Raw genomic sequence first — 23,077 nt, forward strand, 5'->3', positions numbered from 1 at the left:
GTGGCAGGGGATGCTGTGAACATCCTATTGGCAGCTGCTGCTTACAACTTCAAAAGAGCCATGAAGGCTCTTTTGCACCTGCTCAAAATAATAAGCGAAAAGCTAAGCGAGAGACCATCGATGAATGACTTCTCACTTGCCAATGCTTTTTAAGGGATGACTAATTAAGGCCTACTCACTTAATGGCTTTTCAGCTTACTCCAATTCTAAGTATTATTTCTTAAATCGCTCCAGATGGTTTGTTTCAGAACGATCTTTGGCTCCACGAACACGGCTCTGGCCAAATTTGTATGTAAATCTTACCTGAATAGATGTATTATTCGTTTTAGGAATGATATTATACGAATAGGTATCAGTATTATAGTGATATGATGGCTTGTAATTAAGTAAATTAAGAGCATGGATGCTTAAAGTGCCTCCGAACTTAAAGTCCTTACTCAAGGATACATTGAGCAAATGTTTGTGTCGTCCTATTTTCAAGACTCCCCGTGATGGTGTATAGTAGTTGTAGCTCATAGTAGCACTAATGCTTCTCTTTGGTGAAATTTTGAATACATTACGAATACCGGCGGTGCTCATCCATGTTTTGTAGCCAACATCTTTGCCATCTATATGTCCCGTGGTTATATCATAGTCAGTACCTGCGCTGAATGACATTCGCCAAAAACCTTTGAAGAAAATTTTATCCATATTGAAATACAGAGACAACTCCTGTTCGTGACCAAAATTCGCCACACTACTAACCGTAGTATTATCCTCTGCCGAATAAGTGTATTCGCTAAAAGTATCGGAACCATAGTTATAAGAAGCACCGATAATGTAATCACCACAAAATGAGTAGCTCAAATCTACACCATTGTAGATCATGGGTTTGATATAGATATTACCCATTGTATAGGTGTTTTCTGAGTTCCATATCTTGAATGGATTAAGGTCATTATAGAATGGCCTTACTATTGAACGAGATAAATCTAATGCAAGGCTATGATCGCCATCTGCCAAATCCACTAAGACACTTAACTTCGGAAAGAAATTCCAATAATTTCGACGAAACTTCTCATCGGAGGTAATTTGATGGCCATGGATATTAGTATTTTCTGCTCGTACACCCAATGTGGTACTTAATACATCACTCCACTTTTTGTCGTATGTAATGTATAAAGCATTGACTTTTTCTTCATAAATAAAATGATTGCTATGGGCTTCATTGGGGATATACCCACTGCCGTCAAAATCATTACGGATAAAATCGTTCGACAGATGTGAGGCATTGAAATCATATCCAGCTGTAAGATTGTTGTCATTATCAAAATAATGGCTGTAATATCCCTTAAATTCATACCCATAACTATCGACAGTGCTATTTTGCTGGAATAGAGAATATGGAATAAGATTGTTTCTATTAGTAGCATTTGCATACTCCATTTTTCCCAACGAAGTGTTTATTGAGGAGGAATAGTTTGCACTTAGATCAAGATTGCTGCCGTTATTATCCATTTTGAGATTATAGTATGCCACAACACCTATCTTAGGTCTCTGGAATGGATTGTCTGTTTCATTGACTGATATTGAGGACTTATCCAATATGCCATTGAGATAATTTGAACTTTTTGTTGTCGAATTGCTGTTACTTTCCGAGCCTCCTATATGGAATGATGCACCCACAGTACTTCGTTTGGTAAAGTCATAGGTAATATTGATATTGCCATTCAAAAAGTGACCGGATGTTTCTTGTATTGTTGAGTTAAGAATATCCGTAAAGGTATCTGCGTAGTTATATGTTGCGTCGGTTTCATTTTGCGAATCATTATAGAGATAGCTTAAGTTTGCCGAAGCATTCAACTTATTCTTTGAATAACCCAAATAGAAGGTCGCTCTTGGAGATACTCTTTCCCCGAGGCAAACACCGCTTACACTCGCACTTCCTGTTAATCCTTGATTAGGATTCTTCTTCATTACAATATTTACAATACCTCCGGTGGTTGATGCCCTATAAGAGCTGTTGGGAGACATAATAATCTCAATATTCTCAATCTGATTGGCAGGTGTAGAGCGCAACATCTCCATCAACGAGGTATTGTCCATTATTGGTTTTCTGCCGTTAATGTATATAGTAGATATACCCTTACCCAATATGCAAACGGAGTTATTTTCTAATGTTATTAATGGAGTGTAACGCAGTATGTCATAACTATCAATATCCCCGACTTCAGAAAGACGAGGTTTGTATATAAACTTACCCGGTTTTTGCTTTAATCGCGGTGCTGATGCTGTAACAACAACCTCTTCTAATGCTATGGCAGACTCCTTGAGTGTAATAACGATCTCTTCAGATATGGGTTTCATATAAGCTTTCTCATATCCAATGAGTGACACTTCAAGCAAGTACTTCTCATAGGCTTCTTTCAATCCTGAAAATTGGAATACACCATCTACGCTTGTTACGCAGTAACCGACAACAGTGCTATCTGGCAATTCGATACAAGAAACAACAGCTCCTACAATAGTCTCTCCATCATTGTCAAGAACTCGTCCTCGTAGTGATTGATGCTCTTGGGCATTAACAGATAGAGCGAATAGAACAATACTCAACAAGCAATAAATACCTCTCCTATAAAGTTTCATAATTTGCAACTAAGAATTTGTTTTGTACGTTGCCAAATTAAAGTGCATAACTGTAAACGTAGTTATGTCCTGTAATTATGACACAATGGTACGCAAATTATTTCAATACACCAATTTTCCTAAATGTTTTTCTTTAAAAAGGTTCATTTTTTTCTCATTTCCTCTCGTTTTACAATGTAAAATGATTGATTTTGAGCTTTTTGCTTGCATAATAACGACGATAAAACTTGAACAAATTAGCACATTCAAAGAGAGTTACCCCGAGTTGAAAGAGCTCTCTTTTGCTTTCAATGGGGCAGAATGCGTTTGGTGTTCAAAATGATTGGTGGAGACGGAAAAAGTTTTTGTATACCGCGGACGAGACCATGAAAAAAATTGATCTGGGGTTTCTAAGTGAGCGATGTCTCCAAAAGAGTTTATTCTCCCTTCGCAGGTGTACGATGAGTAGAAAAACGATTTTTCAGCTCTTCGAATGTGTACGAAGACCTAAAAAACGATGATTTGACTCTTTGTAAGCCTGCGAAGGCTCTAAAAAGGTTGATTGAGACGATTGTAAACGTGCGAAGAGCTGAAAAATCGTTTTTCAACGCTTTGCACGCTGTTGAAGAGTCGAAAAATGGTTAAGGGACTTATTGAGCGCCGTTGATGAGCTCTCGAATGCTTGATTCTCTCATTAGAAAGCGATGGGAGATGTCGCGGATGATTTTGGGAGGTCGAAGAGGAATTTGGCGATAAAAGGGCGACCAAGGAAATGAGGTGCAGAGCTTGCCGGCAGCGAACGTGCGTTTGTCGTGCTGTGAAGCTAATGGTTTTCCTGTAGGATGAAGTAGGCGCGGTAGAGGCGCAGCTGGGTGTAGGTGTAGCGCCCTTCGAGCCGATCGTAGAGGGTTTTGAGCTCATATATCCGTGACGGATGGACGAAGTGGGGACGCAGTTCGTGCACGATAGTGGGATCAATATAGGGCTCGGGGGACAGCTGTCCTTTTTCTATCAGGAGAGCAAGGTGGCTTTCGATGGTGCTCGGACTGAGGTGGCGCTCGGCGGCAATTTCGCTTACACTCTTGCCTGCATGGAGCAGCTCCAGCGTGATTTCGTGCGTGCTCTTTTTCTCGCGACTCTTCTTCTCTTTGGTTTTTTTCGGACTGTCGGCTGTCGGCTCTTCGGCTGTGCGCGGACTGATGCTCTGCACCCATCGGGACATTTGTTCGTCCGTACCGAGCCGCTCTTGGCCGAGATTTTGTCCCGCTGCCAGCGCGCCGAAGATGGCGCGGAGTCTGAAGAGCTTGTGGACGGCTGCATGCAGACTGTCCTGTAGCTCGACCAATTCTTTGGCAAACTGCTTCGCTTTTTTCAGCTTGCTCACTTCCTGAAGGGTGGCGGATAGTTCGCTCGCGATGGCTGTCAGGGGTGGCATGAAGTATTCGACAGCCTTGTCGATGCGCTCTTTGAGGAGGCCGTTGTTCTCGTCGGGCTGCATCCACAACCGGCTGAGCTGCCGACGGAAGCGCGCTCCTACCTCCGCTACCTCGTCGATGCATGCCGATTGCTCGGCTGCCCGGTCGCCATAGTGGCTCTTGGTGCTCTGGGCGCTTTCGGTCCGATAGCTCATGCTGTGTTTGTGCCATAGCCCTGCGAGTTGCTGCCAGTCGAAGGCTTCGTCCGATTGTCGACGGAGGTAGATGCGGCTGTGCTCGTGGAGGGTCGATTGCAGTGCTGCTTCGTCCTGCTTGGAGGCTGCATAGTCTATCAGCTCTTGGGGCGTCTCCAGCCCGTGCAGCTCCGGAGGCGAGAGCAATACCATCCCGTCGGGGCCCGTCATGCGGGAGAGCGCCACGTAGGCTTGGCCGGGGACGAAGACGCCCTCGAGGTCGATGGCGGCTCGGTCGAATGTGAGTCCCTGGCTCTTGTGCACGGTGATAGCCCAGGCCGTGCGCAGGGGGAAGAGGCGGAAGCTGCCGATCACTTCTTGCTCGGGGGCGTTTGTCTCGGAATTGACCGTGTAGCGGACGTTGGTCCATTCGTGTGTTTCCACGTCGATGCATTCGCCGCTGTCGAGTCGGACAACTACGGAGGAGGCCGTGAGTGCGTGGACGACGGCGATCTTTCCATTATAATAGCGTCGCGGGTGGCGTGTATCGTTGCGAACGAACATGACGCGGGCGCCGACTTTCAGCTCCAAGACGGGATCCAAGGGGAAGAGATTCTCGGGAAAATCCCCCTTAACGGCCGCCTTATAAGTGTGTGATTCGGCGGGCAGAGCGGCGAGGGCTCGGCGATTGATCTGCTCGGCCTTGTGATTGTGCGTGGTCAGCGTGATGAAGCCTTCGTGTCGGATGCTGTCGAAAGCGGGATGCACGCGTTCCGTCAGATAGGCGAGGTCTTCGGCGGGAAGTCGGTTGTGGCGGAGGTGATTGAGCAGCGACATGAAGCGCGCATCGGTCTGTCGATAGATCTTCTCCAGCTCCAGATAGAGTGGTGGATGCTGCCGGATGACCATCGAATGAAAGAAGAAAACTCCCGGATAGACATCCGCCATCCGCTCCCATTCATGAACTTTGACGACGGGTGGCAGCTGCATCAGGTCGCCGATGAAGAGCATCTGGACGCCGCCGAAGGGGCGCGGATTGCTGCGGACGCGTCTGAGGACCAGGTCGATCAGGTCCAGCGTGTCGGCTCGGAGCATGCTCACTTCGTCAATGATGAGCAGCTCCATGTTCTGTAAGAGCTTGCGCTTCGAAGCGTGCAGACGGCTCTGACGAAAGTAGGATGCAGGCGTGTGGATGCTCGCGTCCACGGAGCTGCCTTTGGGCAGTTCGTAGGGGATGAATGTGCCCGGGGGCAGTTGTAAAAGAGAGTGCAGCGTCACGCCTCCTGCATTGAGGGCTGCGATGCCGGTGGGGGCAGCCACGATGCAGTTCTTATGCGTGTGGTCGATGATGTGTTTGAGGAGAGTCGTCTTGCCCGTACCGGCATTGCCCGTCAGAAAAAGGTTGCAGTCGGTGCGATTGATGAAGTCCAGTACGTATGCTTTTGTGTCCATCGGTTGTGTGTTCGCGGGCTATGGCCACGCCGCCATCGGGTGGCGTGGGACGATCCTCTGCACGAGAGGTGTGAGTGCGGGAGAGCGATCAGCGACGCTTGCGGAAGCGGCGGGTGATGCGATTCTTGAAGAATCCGAGAACGGCAGCGACCAGAAGCGGACGACCGAAGTCGGTAAGCTGCTCCATAAGGTGGAGAGTGGGGCGTCCCGTGGGGGTGAGCAGTTTGGCCGAAGGCACCTGTTTCCTGCCGACGATAAGCCGGAGGATTTTATTGCCCAGACTGCCCGGATAGAGGAGATGCTCTTCTACCTCTTCGAAGATGATGTCACCGTAATTGTTGCGTACGTGCTCCACGCGACGAATGATGTTTCTGCGATGCGTCTCAGCCTCTCGGTTGCAGTTGTCACGACGGCGTTTCAGTTCATTATATGCGTTCATGTCAGTGCCTGTTGCGTAGTACGTAGATAATTATGGTTGAGTCTCTTGGTTGTTCTTCTCTGCGAAGTCGGCTTTTCGGCTCTTGTGACGGTCGGCTATTTCCAGCACTTCACGAGCGAGCATATTGTGCAGGAATGCTCTGATCTTGTTGCGACACAAGTGTGAGACGAGCGCCACGACTACATAGATGCCCAATACGACAAAGAAGCCTCCCGCCTCTCCGATGCCAAACCAACGACCGAAGCCGAATCCCAAAGCGACGCTGAGGAAGAGGATGATGAGAAAAGCCATGAGGACAGACAAGACCACCAATGCTAATTTGGCGATGAGCCGAGCTACTTCATCTGCGGCTGTGTAGGCAGCCCCTTCGAGACGGAGCGTTATCATTTTGTATATGTCGTCGAATAGTTTCATGAACATAATGCGTCAGTCTTATATGATCAGATAAAAATGGAGAGGTGGATCTTCTCGGAGAAGGAACAAAAGATTTCACCGCAACAGACCATAGCTCGGCACTCCGATACGCGGGAAAAGGACACACTCCTCCTCGTATACCAAGAGCTGACAAGCCACTAAAGCCCTCGGGGCGGTACACTTTTGTAGAAAGAAAGCGTGTAAGCAACCCGCTTATGAGGGGGAGGATTGCTTACACGCCTCGGACTTATTTATTGCAGATCGTCGAGAGCTTCGTCGTACTTCTCACCCATTTCCTCCACCAAGTCCTCAGTGGCACCTTTCAATTTCCTGCGATACTTCTGATAGCGATGCTTAGCTTCGTAATAGCCTTCTACTACGCTGTCTTTTACCTTGTCGGCTGTGCTGTTGAAGTCCTCCACGAAACGAGTGCGCTTCTCGCGGTCGGCAAAATAAGCTACTGTAGCACCGACAGCCAGTCCTACCAAAACGCCGAGTGAAAATTTTCCCTGTGAGTTCATAAATAATCCTCCTAAAATTTATTGTTTGCTTGTGAATCAATTCCGGCTGAGAGCCGACCTCGTCGAAACGACGGGGCGCACCGCCGATTGTTCATGCGTAAAGATAAGAGTTTTTCAGACACAAAACAATTTTTGCGCTGAGAATGAACGGAAGAGTAAAGCGTCCACTTATGAGAGGCCGGGGGGGTGTCATTCGGCAGCGATGGCAGCGAGTTTGCGAGCAGTGTTGATGTTGCGCGTGGTCATCATCCTGCCGAAACTTTTCTCCAGAAGGGTGTTGCTGAGCTTCGACTGGCTCATCCCTGCTGGCAGATACATATAGATGCAGCGGGGCGTCAGCACCAATTGGTCTTCTCCCCAAGTTTTTTCGGCAAAAGAAGTCATCGTACCCTTGTCCAATTCGCCCATGAAAAAGGTGAGAAAAACGCGGCTCCCGTTCAGATCGCCGGCGAAAGGTTGGGCGGATAGAAGGTTGTCCAATTCTTCGGGGGTGAGTGCGATCACAGGCAGATCGGGGCCGATCTCCTGCTTGATGAGGGCGTTCACCTTTGCGCAAAGGGCTGGAGCGTTAAGATCGGTGTCCAAGACGATATTGCCACTCTGGATATAGGTGCGCACGTGGAGGAATCCTTCCCGCTCCAACATGTCTCGGAGGTCTGCCATCTTCGGGATGCGATTTTTGCCTGTTGGCATCACGCCCCGCAGCAATACGATGTATCTGGTCATTGCTCTTTCCTTCAGGTTGTTTTTAGAAGCGTCTATCAATGTCTCTTGTGCCGAGGTTGTTCTCCGTAAACCATAGATGAACATCATCAACCTCCTATCCCTTTCGAGGGGAGGAGATAGAGGCGAGATAGAGAAGTTTGTAGAGATTGAATAGGCGAAGCGAGGGATGTGCGCCTGTGAGTTGTCTCTCCAAGAGTGGACGAAGGGGGGGCCATAGAGCAGCTGCTACGTCTGCAAGGTGCCAATTATGCAGCTTGCGATAGGCTCGAGCGAGTCGCACAAGACTGCCAAGCTCCTCTTGATGGCGATGAAGATTGTCGATGTAGCGACGCGTAGTGGAGAGAAATTCGGCGGGCGTGTCACAGTTGTGATGCTCGACGGGGTTGTCAAAGTGACGCAAAGCGACGCCCGCCAGTCGCAGATGCTCGCCGAAGAGGAGGTCTTCGTAGCCCATGCCCATATTGGGAGGGAAGCCTGTGGCAAGCATGGTGGTGCGAGGGATCATGAAGGCCATGGAGACAAATCCGGCATGGGGAGCCTTGGCCCGTTCAACAGCCGGCTTACTTTCGACGCGCTCTCCGTAGCGTTGGCGCAGGGGATTGTCCAGCGTGGGGGGATAAATAAATCCACCGCAAACGGCTTCGTCGGCAGATGCCTGCTGCAGGTAGCGGGCCAGGAAATTCGCCGATGCGGGCATGGTGTCTGAGTCGAGGATGAGAAGTTGATCGCCTTGTGCCTCTTGTGCCAAGGCGTTGCGGAGCCGTCCCGCACCCATATTCTGATGCGGTGTGAAGACCCGACACAGGCCTTCTTGCTGATAGGTTGCATAGACCGATGTGAAGGGTTCGCCCGAACAGTCGTCACCGAGGATGATCTCGTAACCGACCGACAACTTTTTGGCTTGCGCCTGCAGCTCTTCCAGGAGCGGGCGGCAGTCTCGTCGGAAGACGGGTATCAAGATGGAAAGGGCGATGGTGTGGTGCATGGCTACTTCTGTATCGTGTACATACCTCCGGGCAGCGATCGTATGAGTCCGTCAAGCTCCATATCGAAGAGTTGGGCGGACACGTCGTTAATGCTCAACCCCGTCTCGCGAGTAAGTTCGTCGACGGAAATGGACTGGGCGTGGAGCAGGAGTTTGGCCACGGGTGTGTCAGGCCAATTGTCGGGTTCGAATGCCAATGTTTGCGATTGGGCTTCGGCTGTCGATGACCAAGAGAGAAGGGAGAGAATGTCTTCGGCCGATGTGACCAAAGCGGCTTTCTGTTCTCGTATCAGCGTATTGCACCCCGCCGAACGGCTATCTGTGGCACGGCCGGGCAGTGCCAGCACGTCACGATTGTAATCGGAGGCCAACTCTGCCGTGATAAGCGAACCGCCCTTGGCGGCCGATTCGATGACGAGTGTGGCATGGGAGAGTCCGGCGACGATGCGATTGCGGCCGACGAAGTTGAAGCGCTCCGGCTCTGTTCCCGTCGGATAGTCTGTGAGTAAGCCGCCATGGGCGAGCATTTCGGTCGCGACAGAGCGATGGCTGCTCGGATAGATCCGATCCAATCCATGTGCCAAGACCCCAACCGTGGGCAAGCCGTTTGCTAAGGCTGCTTTGTGTGCAGTGACATCGACTCCGTAGGCCAGACCGCTGACGATGAGCAGATCGGGGATGGCGTGAGCCAAGTCGGCAATAATCCGTTCCGTCGCCGAGCGGCCGTAGGCGGTGATATTACGCGTGCCCACGACGCTCAAGGCCCGTGCGGGGGAGAGATCGGCGTTGCCTTTATAATAGAAAAGGATGGGGGCATCGACGCATTCTTTGAGGAGCGGCGGATAGTTCTCGTCGGTGATGAAGTAGGTTTGCAGCCCTTTGGCCCGGATTTGCTCCAGTTCTCTGCGCGCTCTTTCCATGACGGCGGGAGCAAAGACGGCATCAATCAGACGATGTGAGGCGCGTGGCAGTTTGCGTGCCAGCTCGCTCCTGTCGGCAAAGATGGCCTCGGGTGATCCCATAAAGTGGAGCAGTTGCCTCGCCAACACGCTCCCCACCCCTTTGATCAGGGTCAGGGCTATGCGGCAAAGCAACTGCTCCTCAGTTACGTACGGCTGTGTGACCGTCATGTTCTATTGCTGCTTGGCGATCCACTCGTAAGCGTTTCGGAACGCCTGCATCCACGGAGTCACTTGGTGGTCATCGCGTGATGCCTCGGGGTAATACCCGCACTGCCAAGGGAAGATGCTCCGCTCGGGGTGTGGCATCATGGAGAGGTGGCGACCGTCTGCGCTACAGAGACCCGCTATGCGGTGCGGCGATCCGTTGGGATTGGCAGGATAGCCGTCATATTCGTACTTGGCGATGACGTGATAAGCTTTCTCGTCGTATGGCAGACTGAAACGACCTTCGCCGTGCGCACACCAGACACCGATCTTGCTGCCGGCCATGTTGCCGAGCATGACGGAGTTGTTTTGCGGTATTTCGAGCGTGACAAAGGTGCTCTCGAACTTGTGCGATTCGTTGTGTGTGAGCTTGTGCTTGAGTTCGTGATCGGGGTAGAGTAGTTCCAATTCCGCCATGAGCTGGCAGCCGTTGCAGATACCCAAACTCAGCGTGTCGGGGCGGGCATAGAAACGTTCCAGAGCAGTCTTGGCTTTTTCGTTGAAGAGAATACCTCCGGCCCAACCCTTGGCGGAGCCGAATACGTCCGAATTGGAGAATCCGCCACAGAAGGCGATCATCTGAATGTCCTCTAATGTTTCGCGTCCGCTCGTGAGGTCAGTCAGATGTACGTCCTTGACATCGAAGCCGGCGAGGTGGAGCGCATACGCCATTTCCCTCTCTCCATTCGTGCCTTTGTCGCGGATGATGGCAGCACGTATGCCGGATTTTTCTTTGCGATCGGGATCAAGTCCCATTGAAGCTAGTTTGCCGGTGAAGTTCTTGGGGAAGTGATAGAGAACGGGTTGCTGCTTGTAGTTCTCGAAACGGTTCCCTGCGAGGGTATTGCCGGTCTGGAAACAATCCAACAGATAGGAGGATTCGTACCAGACATCGCGCTTGTGGTCGATGCCGAAGAGGTACTCCGCTCCGTCTTTATGGATGAGGAGGTGACGCTCTGCAACCGGTTTTGCGATCGGGAGGAAACCAATGCCGGCATCCGTCAGGATCTTATCCACAGCTTTGCGGTCTTTCACCTGAATGAGGATGCCGGGATTTTCTGCGAAGAGTACTTTGATCAGATCATCCTCTACGAGCTTGTCCAGATCCACTTCCAGACCTCCTTCTACATTGGCAAAGCACATTTCGAGCAAAGCGGTGATCATACCGCCCGCCGAAATGTCGTGTCCGGCAAGAACCAGTCCCTTGCTTATCAACTCTTGTACGGCGTTGAACGCATCGCGGAAGTACTCAGGATCATTGACAGAGGGGACCTCGTCGCCGATGAATCCGAGGCTCTGTGCGAAAGCCGATCCGCCCAGAGAGAAAGGACAGAAGCTGAAGTCGATATAATAAAGAGACGTGCCTGCTGTGCGGCTGAGCACAGGGCTGACGATGCGACGGACGTCGGTTACTTCGCCGGCGGCGCTGATGATAACAGTACCCGGGCTCACGACTTTCTTGTCGCCGTACTTCTGCGTCATCGAAAGGGAGTCCTTACCCGTCGGGATATTGATGCCCAGATCGACGGCAAAGTCCGAACATGCTTCCACTGCTTGGTAGAGACGAGCATCTTCACCCTCGTTGCGGCACGGCCACATCCAGTTGGCAGAAAGGCTCACGCCTTCAATGCCGTCGCGAAGAGGAGCGAAAACGATATTGGTCAGTGCCTCAGCGATGGCAAGAACCGAGCCGGCAGCCGGATCGGCCAATGCGGCTTGCGGAGCATGTCCGATAGAGGTGGCTACGCCACTCTTGCCACGGAAATCGAGAGCCATGGCTCCGAGGTCGCTCAGCGGCAACTGGAGTTCGCCTTGACATTGCTGGCGAGCTACGCGTCCTGTCACGGAGCGGTCCACCTTGTTGGTGAGCCAATCCTTGCAGGCAACGGCTTCCATGCGCAGCACTTGCTCCAGGTATTCGTCCAGATGTGCCACATCGTATTGCGGAGCTTTGTACTGATGCGCTACCGTCTTGTCCTCCATGATCGTGCGAGGGGGCTTGCCAAACATATCTTCGAGCTTCATGTCGATGGGGCGCTCGCCGTTGTCCTTGCGGAAGACGAAGCGCATATCGTCCGTGGTTTCACCTACGACGTACATGGGAGCACGCTCGCGCTCTGCTATTTTGCGGATGTGTTCGAGGTCTTTCTCTTGCATTAGAAGGCCCATTCGCTCCTGGCTTTCATTGCCGATTATCTCTTTGGCGGAGAGCGTCGGGTCTCCTACGGGGAGGCGATCCATCTCAATGCATCCGCCCGTTGCTTCCACGAGTTCGGACAGGCAGTTCAAGTGGCCGCCCGCTCCGTGGTCATGAATGGAAACGATGGGGTTGTCGTCGCTCTCGGCTATAGCCCTGATCACGTTCTCGACGCGCTTCTGCATTTCGGGATTGGCACGCTGCACGGCATTCAGTTCTATGCTGCCGGCAAATTGTCCGGTGTTGACCGAGCTGACAGCCCCGCCACCCATGCCGATTCGGTAGTTGTCTCCACCGAGAAGAACCACCTTCTCTCCGGGTACAGGCTCTCCCTTGAGAGCATCGGCCTGCTTGGCATAGCCCACACCACCGGCGAGCATGATAACCTTGTCATAGCCGTAGCAAGTGTCGCCCGGTGTCTCCTGATGCTCGAAGGTGAGCACGGAACCGGTGATAAGCGGCTGACCAAATTTATTACCGAAGTCGCTGGCCCCGTTCGAAGCCTTCGTCAAGATCTGACGCGGTGTCTGGTATAGCCATTGGCGTTCGGATAATTTCTTTTCAAAAGCTCTTGCCCCGTCCGTGCGAGCGTACGAAGTCATATAGACGGCAGTGCCAGCCAGAGGAATACTACTCTTGCCTCCGCCCATTCGGTCGCGTATCTCACCGCCCGTTCCTGTGGCGGCACCGTTGAACGGCTCGACCGTTGTGGGGAAGTTATGTGTCTCGGCTTTGAGACTAAGCACCGTGTCAATGGGTTTCGTCTGATAGTAGTCCGGCGCGTCGGCGCTGCGAGGTGCAAACTGCTCTACCTTGGGACCCTGCACAAAAGCCACATTGTCCTTGTAGGCCGAGACGAGCAAGTTCGGATTGACGGCCGATGTGCGTTTGATCAGATTGAACAGGGAGCTTTCTTTTTCTTCTCCATCGATGATGAATGTGCCGCCGAATATCTTGTGACGGCAGTGTTCCGAGTTGACTTGTGAGAAGCCGAAGAGTTCGCTGTCGGTGAGTTGCCGGCCAATGCGTGCCGACACTTCTTCCAGATATACGATCTCGTCTTCGCTCAGCGCCAAGCCCTCTGCATCGTTGTATGCTCGGATGTCTTGCACGAAGAGGATGGGCTCGGGACGACGATCGACCTCGAACGTTTTCTGATCCAAACGCTCATACAGCGCTTGCAGCATGGGGTCGAACGCTGCATCGGCTCCCTTCACAGGGAAAAACTCTTCGATGCGACGGATGCCCGACACGTTCATATTCTGCGTTATCTCTACAGCGTTGGTGCTCCAGGGGGTCACCATCTCGCGTCGTGGCCCTACGTGGTAGCCGTTTACGGTGTCTGTGTCGAGCGGATCGGCGCCACCGAACAGCCACACCAGGCGGCGTATGTCTTCTTCGTTGAATAGCTTCTCACTCTCCACGGCATAGACTGAGCCAGACGGGTGACGAAAGAACAAAATCATCATGGATGTGCTTTATAGAATGCTTCTTAGTAATTACTTCTTCTGACAAAGATAAACGAAAAACAGGAAGGCAGGGTCAGCGTATTGTGTGGGAGCGCCCGAATGGAGAAATATAGGGGTGCACGATGATACGCAAACCTATGCTAAGCATGGATTTCTCCTATATATGAATAGAACCTTTCCCTTCAAATACTCACCGTCGGGAGCCTCTGAAGTGCAAGATTCGAGCTGTTTCTGCCAAAACGTGCCGAAAGTTGGCCGAATTGCGCCCCATAATCGTGAGCAAACTCGCGCCATTTCCTTTTTATTTTGGCGCCATTTCGGAAAATATTATGCGCCAAATCGAAAAAATTCTGGCGCGACTTTGTGTTAGATTTTGGCGCCACAGCCTCTTCGTTTCCGGCGCGAAAAACAGGGCGTTTAGACGAGGTGGTGCCTGAAAGAGGCTATCATTCCATTCGAACGTAAGTTATAGAGAGGATATTCGCACAGAGCTACCCTGTTCTATAGACTCCACTGTGATGGAGCGGTGGAGACCAGCTGTCTTGCTCATGGGGTATGATCGGGGAGAATTGCATCCCAAGGGCAGATTTTCGGCAAATATTTTTTGATTTATTTGGCGCGTAACAAAAAACGCATATCTTTGCAGCGTCAAAAACGAAAGGACTGGTTCCTTTCACGATGACGACTCCGTAGCTCAGTTGGTAGAGCAAATGACTCTTAATCATTGGGTCGTGAGTTCGAGCCTCACCGGGGTCACTCGAAAGGATGATGAGGGTGTACCGTTTCCGCGGTGCGCCCTCCATTTTTTTGTCCGCTGCGCATTCATAGCAGGCATAAGACCGTTTTAGAATTTTTTAGCACTGTTTTCGAGTCCGATAGTCTGTTTTACTTGCAGATTACGGGCTAATCCGTTATATTTGAGGTCACAAAAAATATTAATTTCTTACTGACAACCGAAACGTTATGGCTAACAGAATAAGAGTCCTGCTCACCGGAGCTGCCAGCACACTGGGTCGAGAGATTCTGGCGCAACTCCTCGATATGCGCACCGTCTTCGAGATCTCAGTCTTCGATATCAAGCGCGGACACACGATGGCTCTCTTCGAGAGACATAAAAAAGACCTCCATATCTATTATGGGGACTGCTCCGTGCCCGAAAACTCTGTGGAGGCTTGCAAGCGACAAGACTTTGTGATCCACTGTCACTCTCTCGACAAGACTAATGCCGACAAGAGATTGCGACTGGCCGAAGATGTGAACACGATGGGGACGCGTTACATACTGGAAAATCTGGAACGCTTCTCTCCGCATGCTTACTTCCTCTATATCTCTACTGTAGGTGTGTACGGCGACAGGCTCAAAGCGCCTATGATCAGTGCCGACAATATGCCGTGTCCCTCAATGGGAGACTACGATGCGCTGACCAAGCTGCAGGCAGAAAAATTGGTACAAGAGTCTGCTCTCGAATCCACGATCTACCGCCCCGGGATCATCTTGGGACACGAATCGTCAGCTCTCAATAGTTCTGTTTTCTTTATGCCGCTTGCTACACGTTTCGAAGCTGTGCATATTCGCGATTTGGCATCGGCTTGCGTCAATGCTTATGACCACCGAACTTACCTTTGGGGGCGTATATATAATGTGGGAGGCGGAGAAGGATGCCGCATCACTTACCAAGACTATCTCCGTCGTTTGTTCTCATTGCTCGGATTGGGCAATCCGGATTTCCCCGACAAAGCTTTTGCCACACGCAATCGCTATGGTGGTTATTTTGCCGATAGCGATGTCCTCGAAGACATCCTTCACTTCCGTCGCTATACAATTGAGGACTACTTCAGAGAACTGAAAGCCGAGCACCCCATCCTCAAGAAGCTTGCCAATAAGATATTCGGCGGTATGCAGCTCAAGAGCATGGAGGGCAAGAGTGCACCGCTACGCGCTGCCAAGGAAAATGACAAGGCGAAGATGAAGTACTACTTCTGATCGCAATAGTCTCCAAACATGAACGAAGGCTGTCTCCGCAAGAGGAGACAGCCTTCGTTTTCTTATTTGATGGTCTGCGGGATGACACCCGACAAGCGTCTTGATCCAAGCCCTATGAGAGCCCGGCGACGAGTGCGTAGAGATAAACGGCGGGAAAGACAAAGAAGGCACTGTCCAGACGGTCCAACACACCCCCGTGCCCAGGGATAATGCGACCTGAGTCCTTTACTCCAGCATTGCGCTTGAGATTGGATTCATACAGGTCTCCCCACGTTGCCATAGCTGTCACGATTAAGGCGAAGAGTACAAGCTCCGCGGGTTGCTTCGTCGAGCCGTACAGATGTGCAGCTGCGAAGGTCCCTGCGATGGTGAAGGCCAAGCCTCCGAAAAATCCTTCCCAAGTTTTCTTGGGGGAGATCACCTTAAAGAGCGTGTGCTTGCCGAAGAGCGATCCGGCAATGAAAGCACCCGTGTCATTCAGCCAGATAAGGACAAAGACAGCGAGGAAGAAGTGCGGCATAAAATCCGGCTGCTGCCCCTCTGCCAACTGTCGCCCAATACCTGTGGGATCGAGCAATAAACTTCCCAACCCCAGCGACCCTGCTATATACAGGTGTCCCATGAACGTGCGACTGTTGTCCGATCCTGCCTTATGGCGGTCCGAATACAGGCTGCGCACCATGGTATAGAGGACATAGAATAGGTAGGGAGCAAATATCGTGGCGTCCATGCGTCCTGTTCCGTACAGGAAAATAGCGGCGAAAAGGAAGGCTCCAAACAGTCCATCCATGAAGGTGCGGAGAGGACGCGTACGGTTTAGATTAACCAACTGTGCGAACTCTCGCAGTCCTAAAATGATGAAGACAGAGAAAACAGTTACGAACAATGCAGGGTCTCTCAGAACCACCGGCAGGATGATCAGGGCCATATAGACCAGACCGCTCAGACTACGAATGAGAACTCCTTTCATATCAGTTGTCAGATTTATGCGTCGGCTTGGTCTTCGGGAGAGTCTACCGACTGCTCTGCTGTGTCAGATGCAGGCTGCATCTCTTGTTCACGATCTTTTTCTGTTGCTGCCTGAGCGGCATTCAGACCAAGGAGTTCGTCCGTGCGCGAAGTCCAAGGACGCTTGCCGAAGATACGTTCCACATCATCCGCAAGGATGACCTCCCGCTTGAGCAATAGCTCTGCCAGTTCGTGATGACCGGCCTCATGCTCTTGCAAAATACTCTTGGCCCGTTCGTACTGTTCGGCTATGATCCTGCTCACTTCTGCATCAATGAGCTGAGCGGTATTGTCGCTATACGGTTTAGTTAGGTTCCATCCGTCGTTCTGCATCTCGTAGTAATTGATGTTCGGGAGCTTGTCACTCATGCCATAATAGGTGACCATGGCATATGCAAGTTTGGTCACGCGCTCCAGGTCATTGGCGGCACCAGTCGATACACGCTGGAGGAAAAGGTCCTCCGCGGCACGCCCTCCGAGAAGAGAACACAGCTGGTCTTGCAATGCTTCCGTGGTCGTTATCTGACGCTCTTCGGGCAGATACCACGCTGCACCGAGTGCTTTGCCGCGAGGCACGATAGTAACTTTGACAAGGGGATTGGCATAACGCAACATCCAACTAATCGTAGCGTGTCCGGCTTCATGGATGGCTATGCTGCGCCGCTCCTCTTCTGTGGTGATTTTGTTCTTCTTCTCCAAACCGCCGACAATGCGGTCTACGGCACTCATGAAGTCATCTTTGTCCACGAATGATTTGTCGCTTCGGGCTGCTATAAGTGCGGCTTCGTTACACACATTGGCAATGTCGGCACCGGAGAAGCCCGGAGTCTGCCGGGCAAGGAACTCTACGTCCACCGTTTTGTCTGTCTTTAGCGGTTTAAGGTGGACGAGGAAAATCTCCTTACGGTCGTTCAGATCCGGCAGATCCACGTAAATCTGTCTGTCGAAACGGCCCGCACGCAGCAGTGCGCTGTCCAGCACGTCGGCACGGTTGGTCGCAGCCAAGATGATAACCCCGCTGTTGGAGCCGAAACCATCCATCTCGGTGAGGAGTTGATTGAGGGTGTTTTCCCGCTCATCGTTGCCGGAGAAGTTGTTTCCCTTGCCGCGGGCACGTCCTACGGCATCGATCTCGTCGATAAAGATGATACAGGGAGCTTTTTCTTTGGCCTGACGGAAAAGATCGCGCACTCGAGAGGCTCCCACTCCAACGAACATCTCCACGAAGTCCGATCCTGATAGCGAGAAGAACGGCACATGCGCCTCTCCTGCCACAGCTTTGGCCAGCAGTGTCTTACCCGTTCCCGGGGGGCCTACAAGGAGTGCTCCCTTGGGAATCTTACCTCCAAGCTCAGTGTATTTGGAGGGATTCTTGAGGAAATGAACGATCTCCTCCACTTCTTGCTTGGCTTCGTGCAAACCTGCCACATCACTGAAAGTGACATGGATATTGGTTTTGTCGTAGAGTTTTGCTTTGGACTTGCCGACGTTGAAGACTCCTCCACCGCCTCCACTGCCGCCACCGCCGCCACTCATGCGACGCATCATCCATACCCAGAATACGATAAGCAGGATAAGTGGTCCCCATGCGATCAAGATGGAGGTGAAGCTGAACTTGCTCTCTTCGTACTTCACCTTGGCCTGGATCTGGTGCTCGTCGTAGAAATCCGAGAACTTGTCTACGGACGGTATTTGGGTATTGATATAGTAGTCCGATATATTGCCCTTCTCTTGGAAAGCGGGGATATCGCCTTTCTTGAAAACGGAGTCCACCATGGAGGGAGCCACTCTGGCTTTGAGCGTATTTTCTTTTCTGTTGACCACGATGTCCGTGAAGGCTTGTTTCTTGGCGATATTCTGGAATTCGTTCCAGCTGAGTTCCTTCTGAGAAGTAATATCTCTATCGACAAAGAAGAGCGTGGCCAATATCAGAAAAATGGGGGCGTAGAGCCATATTGGGTTGAAACGTATCGGTTTGCCGGGTTTCAGGTTATTCCCTTTGTTTGCCATATTGATTGCTCAGATTTTTATTGCTGTTAGCACGATGTCCGGCATTTGTTCGATGCGCGGCGTCACCGTTCGTTGATTTGGAAAGAAAACAGCCGATCGCCCCCTTTGGTTTAGATCTGCGCGGCACACGACTTCATGTATCGTGGACAGCTGCCGACCGACAAAGTACGACGAGGTGTAGCCGGCCTTTTCGTTTGAGGGCTGATAGGGATCAAACGTTGAATCGGAAGTGCATGATGTCACCGTCCTGCACCACGTACTCCTTGCCTTCCACGCTCATCTTGCCGGCTTCCTTGACCGCTTGTTCGCTACCGAGACGCACGAAGTCCTCGTACTTGATAACTTCGGCACGGATAAAGCCTTTCTCGAAATCCGTGTGGATGATGCCGGCACACTGCGGAGCCTTGCTGCCGCGAAGGAACGTCCAGGCACGCACTTCGTCGCTACCGGCTGTGAAATAAGTTTGGAGGTTGAGCAGATGGTAGGCTGCTTTGATCAGTCGGCTCACGCCGGACTCTTTCAGCCCTATCTCGTCGAGGAACATCTGTCGCTCCTCATAGGACTCCAGCTCGGCTATTTCGCTCTCTATCTTGGCCGCTACGACGAGAATCTCTGCGTCCTCATCTTTCACAGCTTCACGCACAGCCTCTACGTAGCGGTTGCCCGTCAGTGCCGAGGCCTCGTCCACATTGCACACGTACATGACTGGTTTGGCTGTGAGGAGGAAGAGTTCGCGGGCGAGCTGCTGCTCGTCCTTGGTCTCGAAGCTGACGCTGCGCGCATTGCGACCTTCGTCCAGCGCCTCCTTGTATTTGGAGAGAACCTGATAGGCCAGCTTGGCTTGCTTGTCGCCGCCCGTCTGAGCCTGCTTCTGCACCTTCTGTATGCGGCTTTCGATGGTCTCGAGGTCTTTGAGCTGTAGCTCCGTGTCTATAATCTCTTTGTCGCGTACGGGATCGACGGAGCCGTCCACGTGTGTGATATTATCGTCGTCGAAGCAGCGGAGTACATGGAGTATCGCATCCGTCTCGCGGATATTGGCGAGAAACTTATTGCCCAGCCCTTCGCCCTTGCTGGCACCTTTGACCAGACCGGCTATGTCCACGATCTCCACAGTCGTGGGGATGAGACGCTGGGGCTTGCACAGATCGGCCAGTACATTGAGCCGCTCATCCGGCACCGTGATCACGCCTACATTGGGGTCAATGGTACAAAAGGGGAAGTTGGCCGACTGTGCCTTGGCATTGGACAAGCAATTAAAAAGAGTCGATTTCCCCACATTGGGCAGGCCGACGATACCGCATTGCAAACTCATACTGTCGTTTTCGTTGTTTAGAATTAGCGAGGGAGGGGACTGTCTTGCAAATGGATGGACAGACGGATGTACTCTCCTTTATTTTCGCGGGCAAAGATAACGATTCTTCCGCACCTACGTCCGCAGGCTGCTTGATGGCCGATGTAGAGCTTCTATACCTATTATATAATAATGTATCTGTTCTCCGCTGTGCATGTTTATATGTCACGCAGGAGAGATTGAAAGGCCATGGACGGATGTGCGGCGACGGGAGTTTGCTATCTCTGCACATCTCTCCCCAGAAATTGTACGCCAGAAACGGGGTGCAGGTGGGGCCTTTTTCCGTGATATACATGCGCCAATTATTTCTGAAAATGGCACCATTTCAAAAAAATTTTGGCGCCAAATCGAAAACGAATATGCGCCATCTTGGCGCGTATTTTGGGGCGTCTTTTTGTCGTTTTTTGGCACAGCAAATCGAGCGGAGGAGTCCGGTTGTCCGAAAAAAAATTACCTTTGTAAGCGACAAAACAGCGTGGAAGGATTTGTGATGCTTGCAACCACGAGAAAAAATGCTAAAACTTTCTTCTCAAAAGCTCATTAGCAGTTGTCTCTCCTCTCGTATTGCGAGTGTGCAAAATCTCTCCGCATAGGAAGTTTCACAACAAATCAAGCTAATAAATATGAGCTACCTTTTTACATCCGAATCCGTATCGGAAGGCCATCCAGACAAGGTTTCCGATCAAATTGCCGATGCCATCCTCGATCAATTTTTGGCGGCCGACCCCGATTCCAAGGTGGCCTGCGAGGTACTCGTGACCACCGGCCAGGTCGTTCTGGCAGGAGAAGTGCGGAGCCGGACCTATATAGATGTGCAGTCGGTGGCCCGTGCCGTGATCGAACGGATTGGCTACACGAAGAGCGAATACGGCTTTGCCGCCAATAGCTGCGGCATCTTCTCTGCCCTTCACGAGCAAAGCGCAGACATCAATCGTGGTGTAGATCGCTCCGACCGTTCCGATCAGGGGGCAGGAGATCAAGGAATGATGTTCGGCTATGCCACGAACGAGACGAAAAACTATATGCCCCTTACCCTCGATCTGGCGCACAGCCTCCTCTACGAGCTGGCTGCCATCCGCAAAGATCCGGCCACGCCCATGCCCTATCTCCGTCCCGATGCCAAGAGTCAGGTGACTATCGAGTACGACAATGCAGGCAAGCCGGTGCGCATCGATACGATCGTGATCTCTACTCAGCACGACAACTTCGTGAAGCCGAGCAACACGCTCTCGGAGGCCGAAGCAGACGCCGCCATGCGCGACCGTATCCATCAAGATGTGGCTACCATCCTGCTGCCACGAGTGAAAGCCTTGTACAAACCGGAGATTGCACGTCTCTTCGACGGGGAGATGAAGCTGCTGGTCAACCCCACAGGCAAGTTTGTAATCGGCGGCCCCCACGGGGATACCGGCGTGACGGGGCGCAAGATCATCGTGGACACATACGGCGGGCGTGCCTCGCACGGCGGCGGGGCTTTCTCCGGCAAGGATCCCTCCAAGGTGGATCGCTCGGCCGCTTATGCTGCCCGCCACATAGCCAAGAACATGGTGGCTGCCGGAGTGGCCGACGAGATGCTCGTGCAGGTGGCCTATGCCATCGGCGTGGCACAGCCGGTGAGCGTGTATGTGAATACGCGTGGCACGCGTCACGTGCCTCTATCGGACGGAGAGATAGCTCTTAAGGTGCAGGAGTTGTTCGACATGCGTCCCTTCGCCATAGAACAGCGGCTTAAGCTACGCCACCCCATATACGAAGAAACGGCGGCTTACGGACACTTTGGACGCGACCCACGCACTGAGATCAAGACTTTCACGGACGAGCATGGCCACACCTTTCATCAGGAGGTGGAGCTTTTCACTTGGGAGAAGCTCGACTATGTGGATCGGATCCGCACGGCCTTCGGTTTGAATTAGGGGTTGTTTCGCCTCATAACAATTAGGGTCTTGGAGCATCCGATTTTCTCGCTCTTCGTGCGAATTGCGAGAAGATTGGTGCTCCTCGCTCATTTTTTGGAGCGTAAAGAATTGCTCTGTCAGAATTATTCCCTATATTTGCGCATCGACTTTTTTACTACCGCCCTTCTAAGTTCGCTAACAAGAGGATGGATACGTGTAAAATTAGTCGGAATGAGAAATTGAAGATAATCGGAGTGTACAGAGGTCTATGGCCTTTTACATTTCATTGTTTAAGTATAATCACAAACAAAAAACAAACAAAAAATGAAAAAAGCATTACTTATTGGTGCAGCCCTTTTGGGTGCCGTTACCTTTGCAGGTGCACAGTCTTTGAGCGTGGCTAAGAGTCAGTACAAGCTCACGAAACCCGCTCAGCCTCGTGAAGAGGTAGCTCTCCAAGTTTGCGGTGAATTACCAGAAGAAGTTTCCGGCATTGGTACCAACCAAAAGGCTCTTATGGCTGCTGCTGCCAAATTCGAGACAGAAGACCTCGAAAACTATGTAGGCTGGGAGATCAAAAAGATAGATTTCTTCCCCACACAAGAACAGTGTAAGTACAACGCAATGGTATGGGCTGATGACATGACGGTTCTGGGCGAAGCTGGTGACCAAGCTCCTGAACTTGGTGCAATTAACACTCACGTTCTGAAAGCAGGTGTTAAAATCGAAGCTGGCAAGACTTACTTTGTTGGCTATCGTGCCGATACAGAAACGGGTCACCCCCTCGGTTGCGATGCAGGTCCTGCAGTTGATGGCTACGGTGATTTGATTTCGTTGTCAGAAGACGGCGTTACTCTTCCTATGTTTATATCTCTCCACCAAGCGGTAGCAGACCTGAACTACAATTTCTACATCGTTGCTTATGTCTCTAACGAAACTGGTGTAGAAGCTGTGCTGACTAACGACCCTGCAAATGCTTATGTACAAAATGGTGTTATCAATGTAACGGGTGCTAACGGCCGCCAGGTGTCTCTGTACAACATGAACGGTCAGCTTGTTTACTCAGGCGTTGATACTACTATCCCTGCTCAGAAGGGTATGTACGTTCTCCGCGTAGGTGCAAGAACTTTCAAGCTCGCTATCTAATCCACCTAAGTATAAGTATAACAAAGGGGAGTGTCGCACGAGCGACACTCCCCTTTGCTTTGGGAGTCATCGCAAACAATTTCTTCATGCACCTTTTCT

Annotated in this window: 16 protein-coding genes, 1 tRNA gene and 1 pseudogene; 6 read left to right on the plus strand and 12 right to left on the minus strand. The window is 51.4% G+C overall.

Annotated features, from left to right (window positions below):
* A pseudogene (locus tag C7382_RS00005) lies at nt 1-153 on the plus strand (IS5/IS1182 family transposase); the annotation flags it as partial.
* 60 nt (nt 154-213) lie between these two features.
* On the opposite strand, the gene C7382_RS00010 reads toward C7382_RS00005, so the two are convergent.
* From C7382_RS00010 to purL, 9 genes are all read right to left on the minus strand, one after another.
* The gene (locus tag C7382_RS00010) at nt 214-2,625 is read right to left on the minus strand and encodes an outer membrane beta-barrel family protein (RefSeq protein ID WP_116678270.1); all 2,412 of its coding nucleotides are present in this window, start codon (nt 2,623-2,625) and stop codon (nt 214-216) included.
* Nucleotides 2,626-3,427: 802 nt separating this feature from the next.
* Nucleotides 3,428-5,665 carry a helix-turn-helix domain-containing protein gene (locus C7382_RS00020; protein WP_116678272.1) on the minus strand — a complete coding sequence of 746 codons (2,238 nt, stop codon included), beginning with the start codon at nt 5,663-5,665 and terminating at the stop codon, nt 3,428-3,430.
* Nucleotides 5,666-5,753: 88 nt separating this feature from the next.
* Nucleotides 5,754-6,104 carry a hypothetical protein gene (locus C7382_RS00025; protein WP_116678273.1) on the minus strand — a complete coding sequence of 117 codons (351 nt, stop codon included), beginning with the start codon at nt 6,102-6,104 and terminating at the stop codon, nt 5,754-5,756.
* A 30-nt stretch (nt 6,105-6,134) separates the two neighbouring features.
* Nucleotides 6,135-6,518 (minus strand): hypothetical protein, encoded by a 384-nt coding sequence (locus C7382_RS00030; protein ID WP_243405602.1) that lies wholly within the window; start codon nt 6,516-6,518, stop codon nt 6,135-6,137.
* Between the two features lie 251 nt (nt 6,519-6,769).
* Complete coding sequence (locus C7382_RS00035; RefSeq protein WP_116678275.1) at nt 6,770-7,039, minus strand: YtxH domain-containing protein; 270 nt, start codon at nt 7,037-7,039, stop codon at nt 6,770-6,772.
* Between the two features lie 189 nt (nt 7,040-7,228).
* Complete coding sequence (locus tag C7382_RS00040; protein ID WP_165815096.1) at nt 7,229-7,765, minus strand: DUF1697 domain-containing protein; 537 nt, start codon at nt 7,763-7,765, stop codon at nt 7,229-7,231.
* 94 nt (nt 7,766-7,859) lie between these two features.
* Nucleotides 7,860-8,750 carry a glycosyltransferase family 2 protein gene (locus C7382_RS00045; protein ID WP_116678277.1) on the minus strand — a complete coding sequence of 297 codons (891 nt, stop codon included), beginning with the start codon at nt 8,748-8,750 and terminating at the stop codon, nt 7,860-7,862.
* A gap of 2 nt (nt 8,751-8,752) precedes the next feature.
* Nucleotides 8,753-9,880 (minus strand): DNA-processing protein DprA, encoded by a 1,128-nt coding sequence (dprA, locus tag C7382_RS00050; protein ID WP_116678278.1) that lies wholly within the window; start codon nt 9,878-9,880, stop codon nt 8,753-8,755.
* 3 nt (nt 9,881-9,883) lie between these two features.
* Entirely contained in the window at nt 9,884-13,579 is a 3,696-nt protein-coding gene (gene purL / locus C7382_RS00055) for a phosphoribosylformylglycinamidine synthase (RefSeq protein WP_116678447.1), read from the minus strand.
* Nucleotides 13,580-14,265: 686 nt separating this feature from the next.
* Between purL and C7382_RS00060 the strand changes: the two genes are divergently transcribed.
* Nucleotides 14,266-14,338, plus strand: a tRNA-Lys gene (locus C7382_RS00060).
* Nucleotides 14,339-14,545: 207 nt separating this feature from the next.
* The gene (locus C7382_RS00065) at nt 14,546-15,565 is read left to right on the plus strand and encodes an NAD-dependent epimerase/dehydratase family protein (RefSeq protein WP_116678279.1); all 1,020 of its coding nucleotides are present in this window, start codon (nt 14,546-14,548) and stop codon (nt 15,563-15,565) included.
* A gap of 112 nt (nt 15,566-15,677) precedes the next feature.
* Here C7382_RS00065 and C7382_RS00070 read toward each other — a convergent pair whose 3' ends face one another.
* The 3 genes from C7382_RS00070 to ychF all read right to left on the minus strand — a co-directional run bounded on the left by C7382_RS00070 (nt 15,678) and on the right by ychF (nt 19,898).
* Nucleotides 15,678-16,535 carry a phosphatidate cytidylyltransferase gene (locus tag C7382_RS00070; RefSeq protein ID WP_116678280.1) on the minus strand — a complete coding sequence of 286 codons (858 nt, stop codon included), beginning with the start codon at nt 16,533-16,535 and terminating at the stop codon, nt 15,678-15,680.
* A 14-nt stretch (nt 16,536-16,549) separates the two neighbouring features.
* Complete coding sequence (gene ftsH, locus C7382_RS00075) at nt 16,550-18,583, minus strand: ATP-dependent zinc metalloprotease FtsH (RefSeq protein ID WP_116678281.1); 2,034 nt, start codon at nt 18,581-18,583, stop codon at nt 16,550-16,552.
* 211 nt (nt 18,584-18,794) lie between these two features.
* The gene (gene ychF / locus C7382_RS00080; RefSeq protein WP_116678282.1) at nt 18,795-19,898 is read right to left on the minus strand and encodes a redox-regulated ATPase YchF; all 1,104 of its coding nucleotides are present in this window, start codon (nt 19,896-19,898) and stop codon (nt 18,795-18,797) included.
* A gap of 238 nt (nt 19,899-20,136) precedes the next feature.
* Between ychF and C7382_RS00085 the strand changes: the two genes are divergently transcribed.
* The 3 genes from C7382_RS00085 to C7382_RS00095 all read left to right on the plus strand — a co-directional run bounded on the left by C7382_RS00085 (nt 20,137) and on the right by C7382_RS00095 (nt 22,978).
* Nucleotides 20,137-20,481 (plus strand): hypothetical protein, encoded by a 345-nt coding sequence (locus C7382_RS00085; RefSeq protein ID WP_165815097.1) that lies wholly within the window; start codon nt 20,137-20,139, stop codon nt 20,479-20,481.
* A 79-nt stretch (nt 20,482-20,560) separates the two neighbouring features.
* The gene (gene metK, locus C7382_RS00090; RefSeq protein WP_116678284.1) at nt 20,561-21,850 is read left to right on the plus strand and encodes a methionine adenosyltransferase; all 1,290 of its coding nucleotides are present in this window, start codon (nt 20,561-20,563) and stop codon (nt 21,848-21,850) included.
* A 306-nt stretch (nt 21,851-22,156) separates the two neighbouring features.
* Complete coding sequence (locus C7382_RS00095; protein WP_116678285.1) at nt 22,157-22,978, plus strand: T9SS type A sorting domain-containing protein; 822 nt, start codon at nt 22,157-22,159, stop codon at nt 22,976-22,978.
* The last annotated feature ends 99 nt before the right edge of the window (nt 22,979-23,077 follow it).

The organism is Porphyromonas loveana (genome assembly GCF_003096695.1).
In the GTDB taxonomy this organism is placed as follows: domain Bacteria; phylum Bacteroidota; class Bacteroidia; order Bacteroidales; family Porphyromonadaceae; genus Porphyromonas; species Porphyromonas loveana.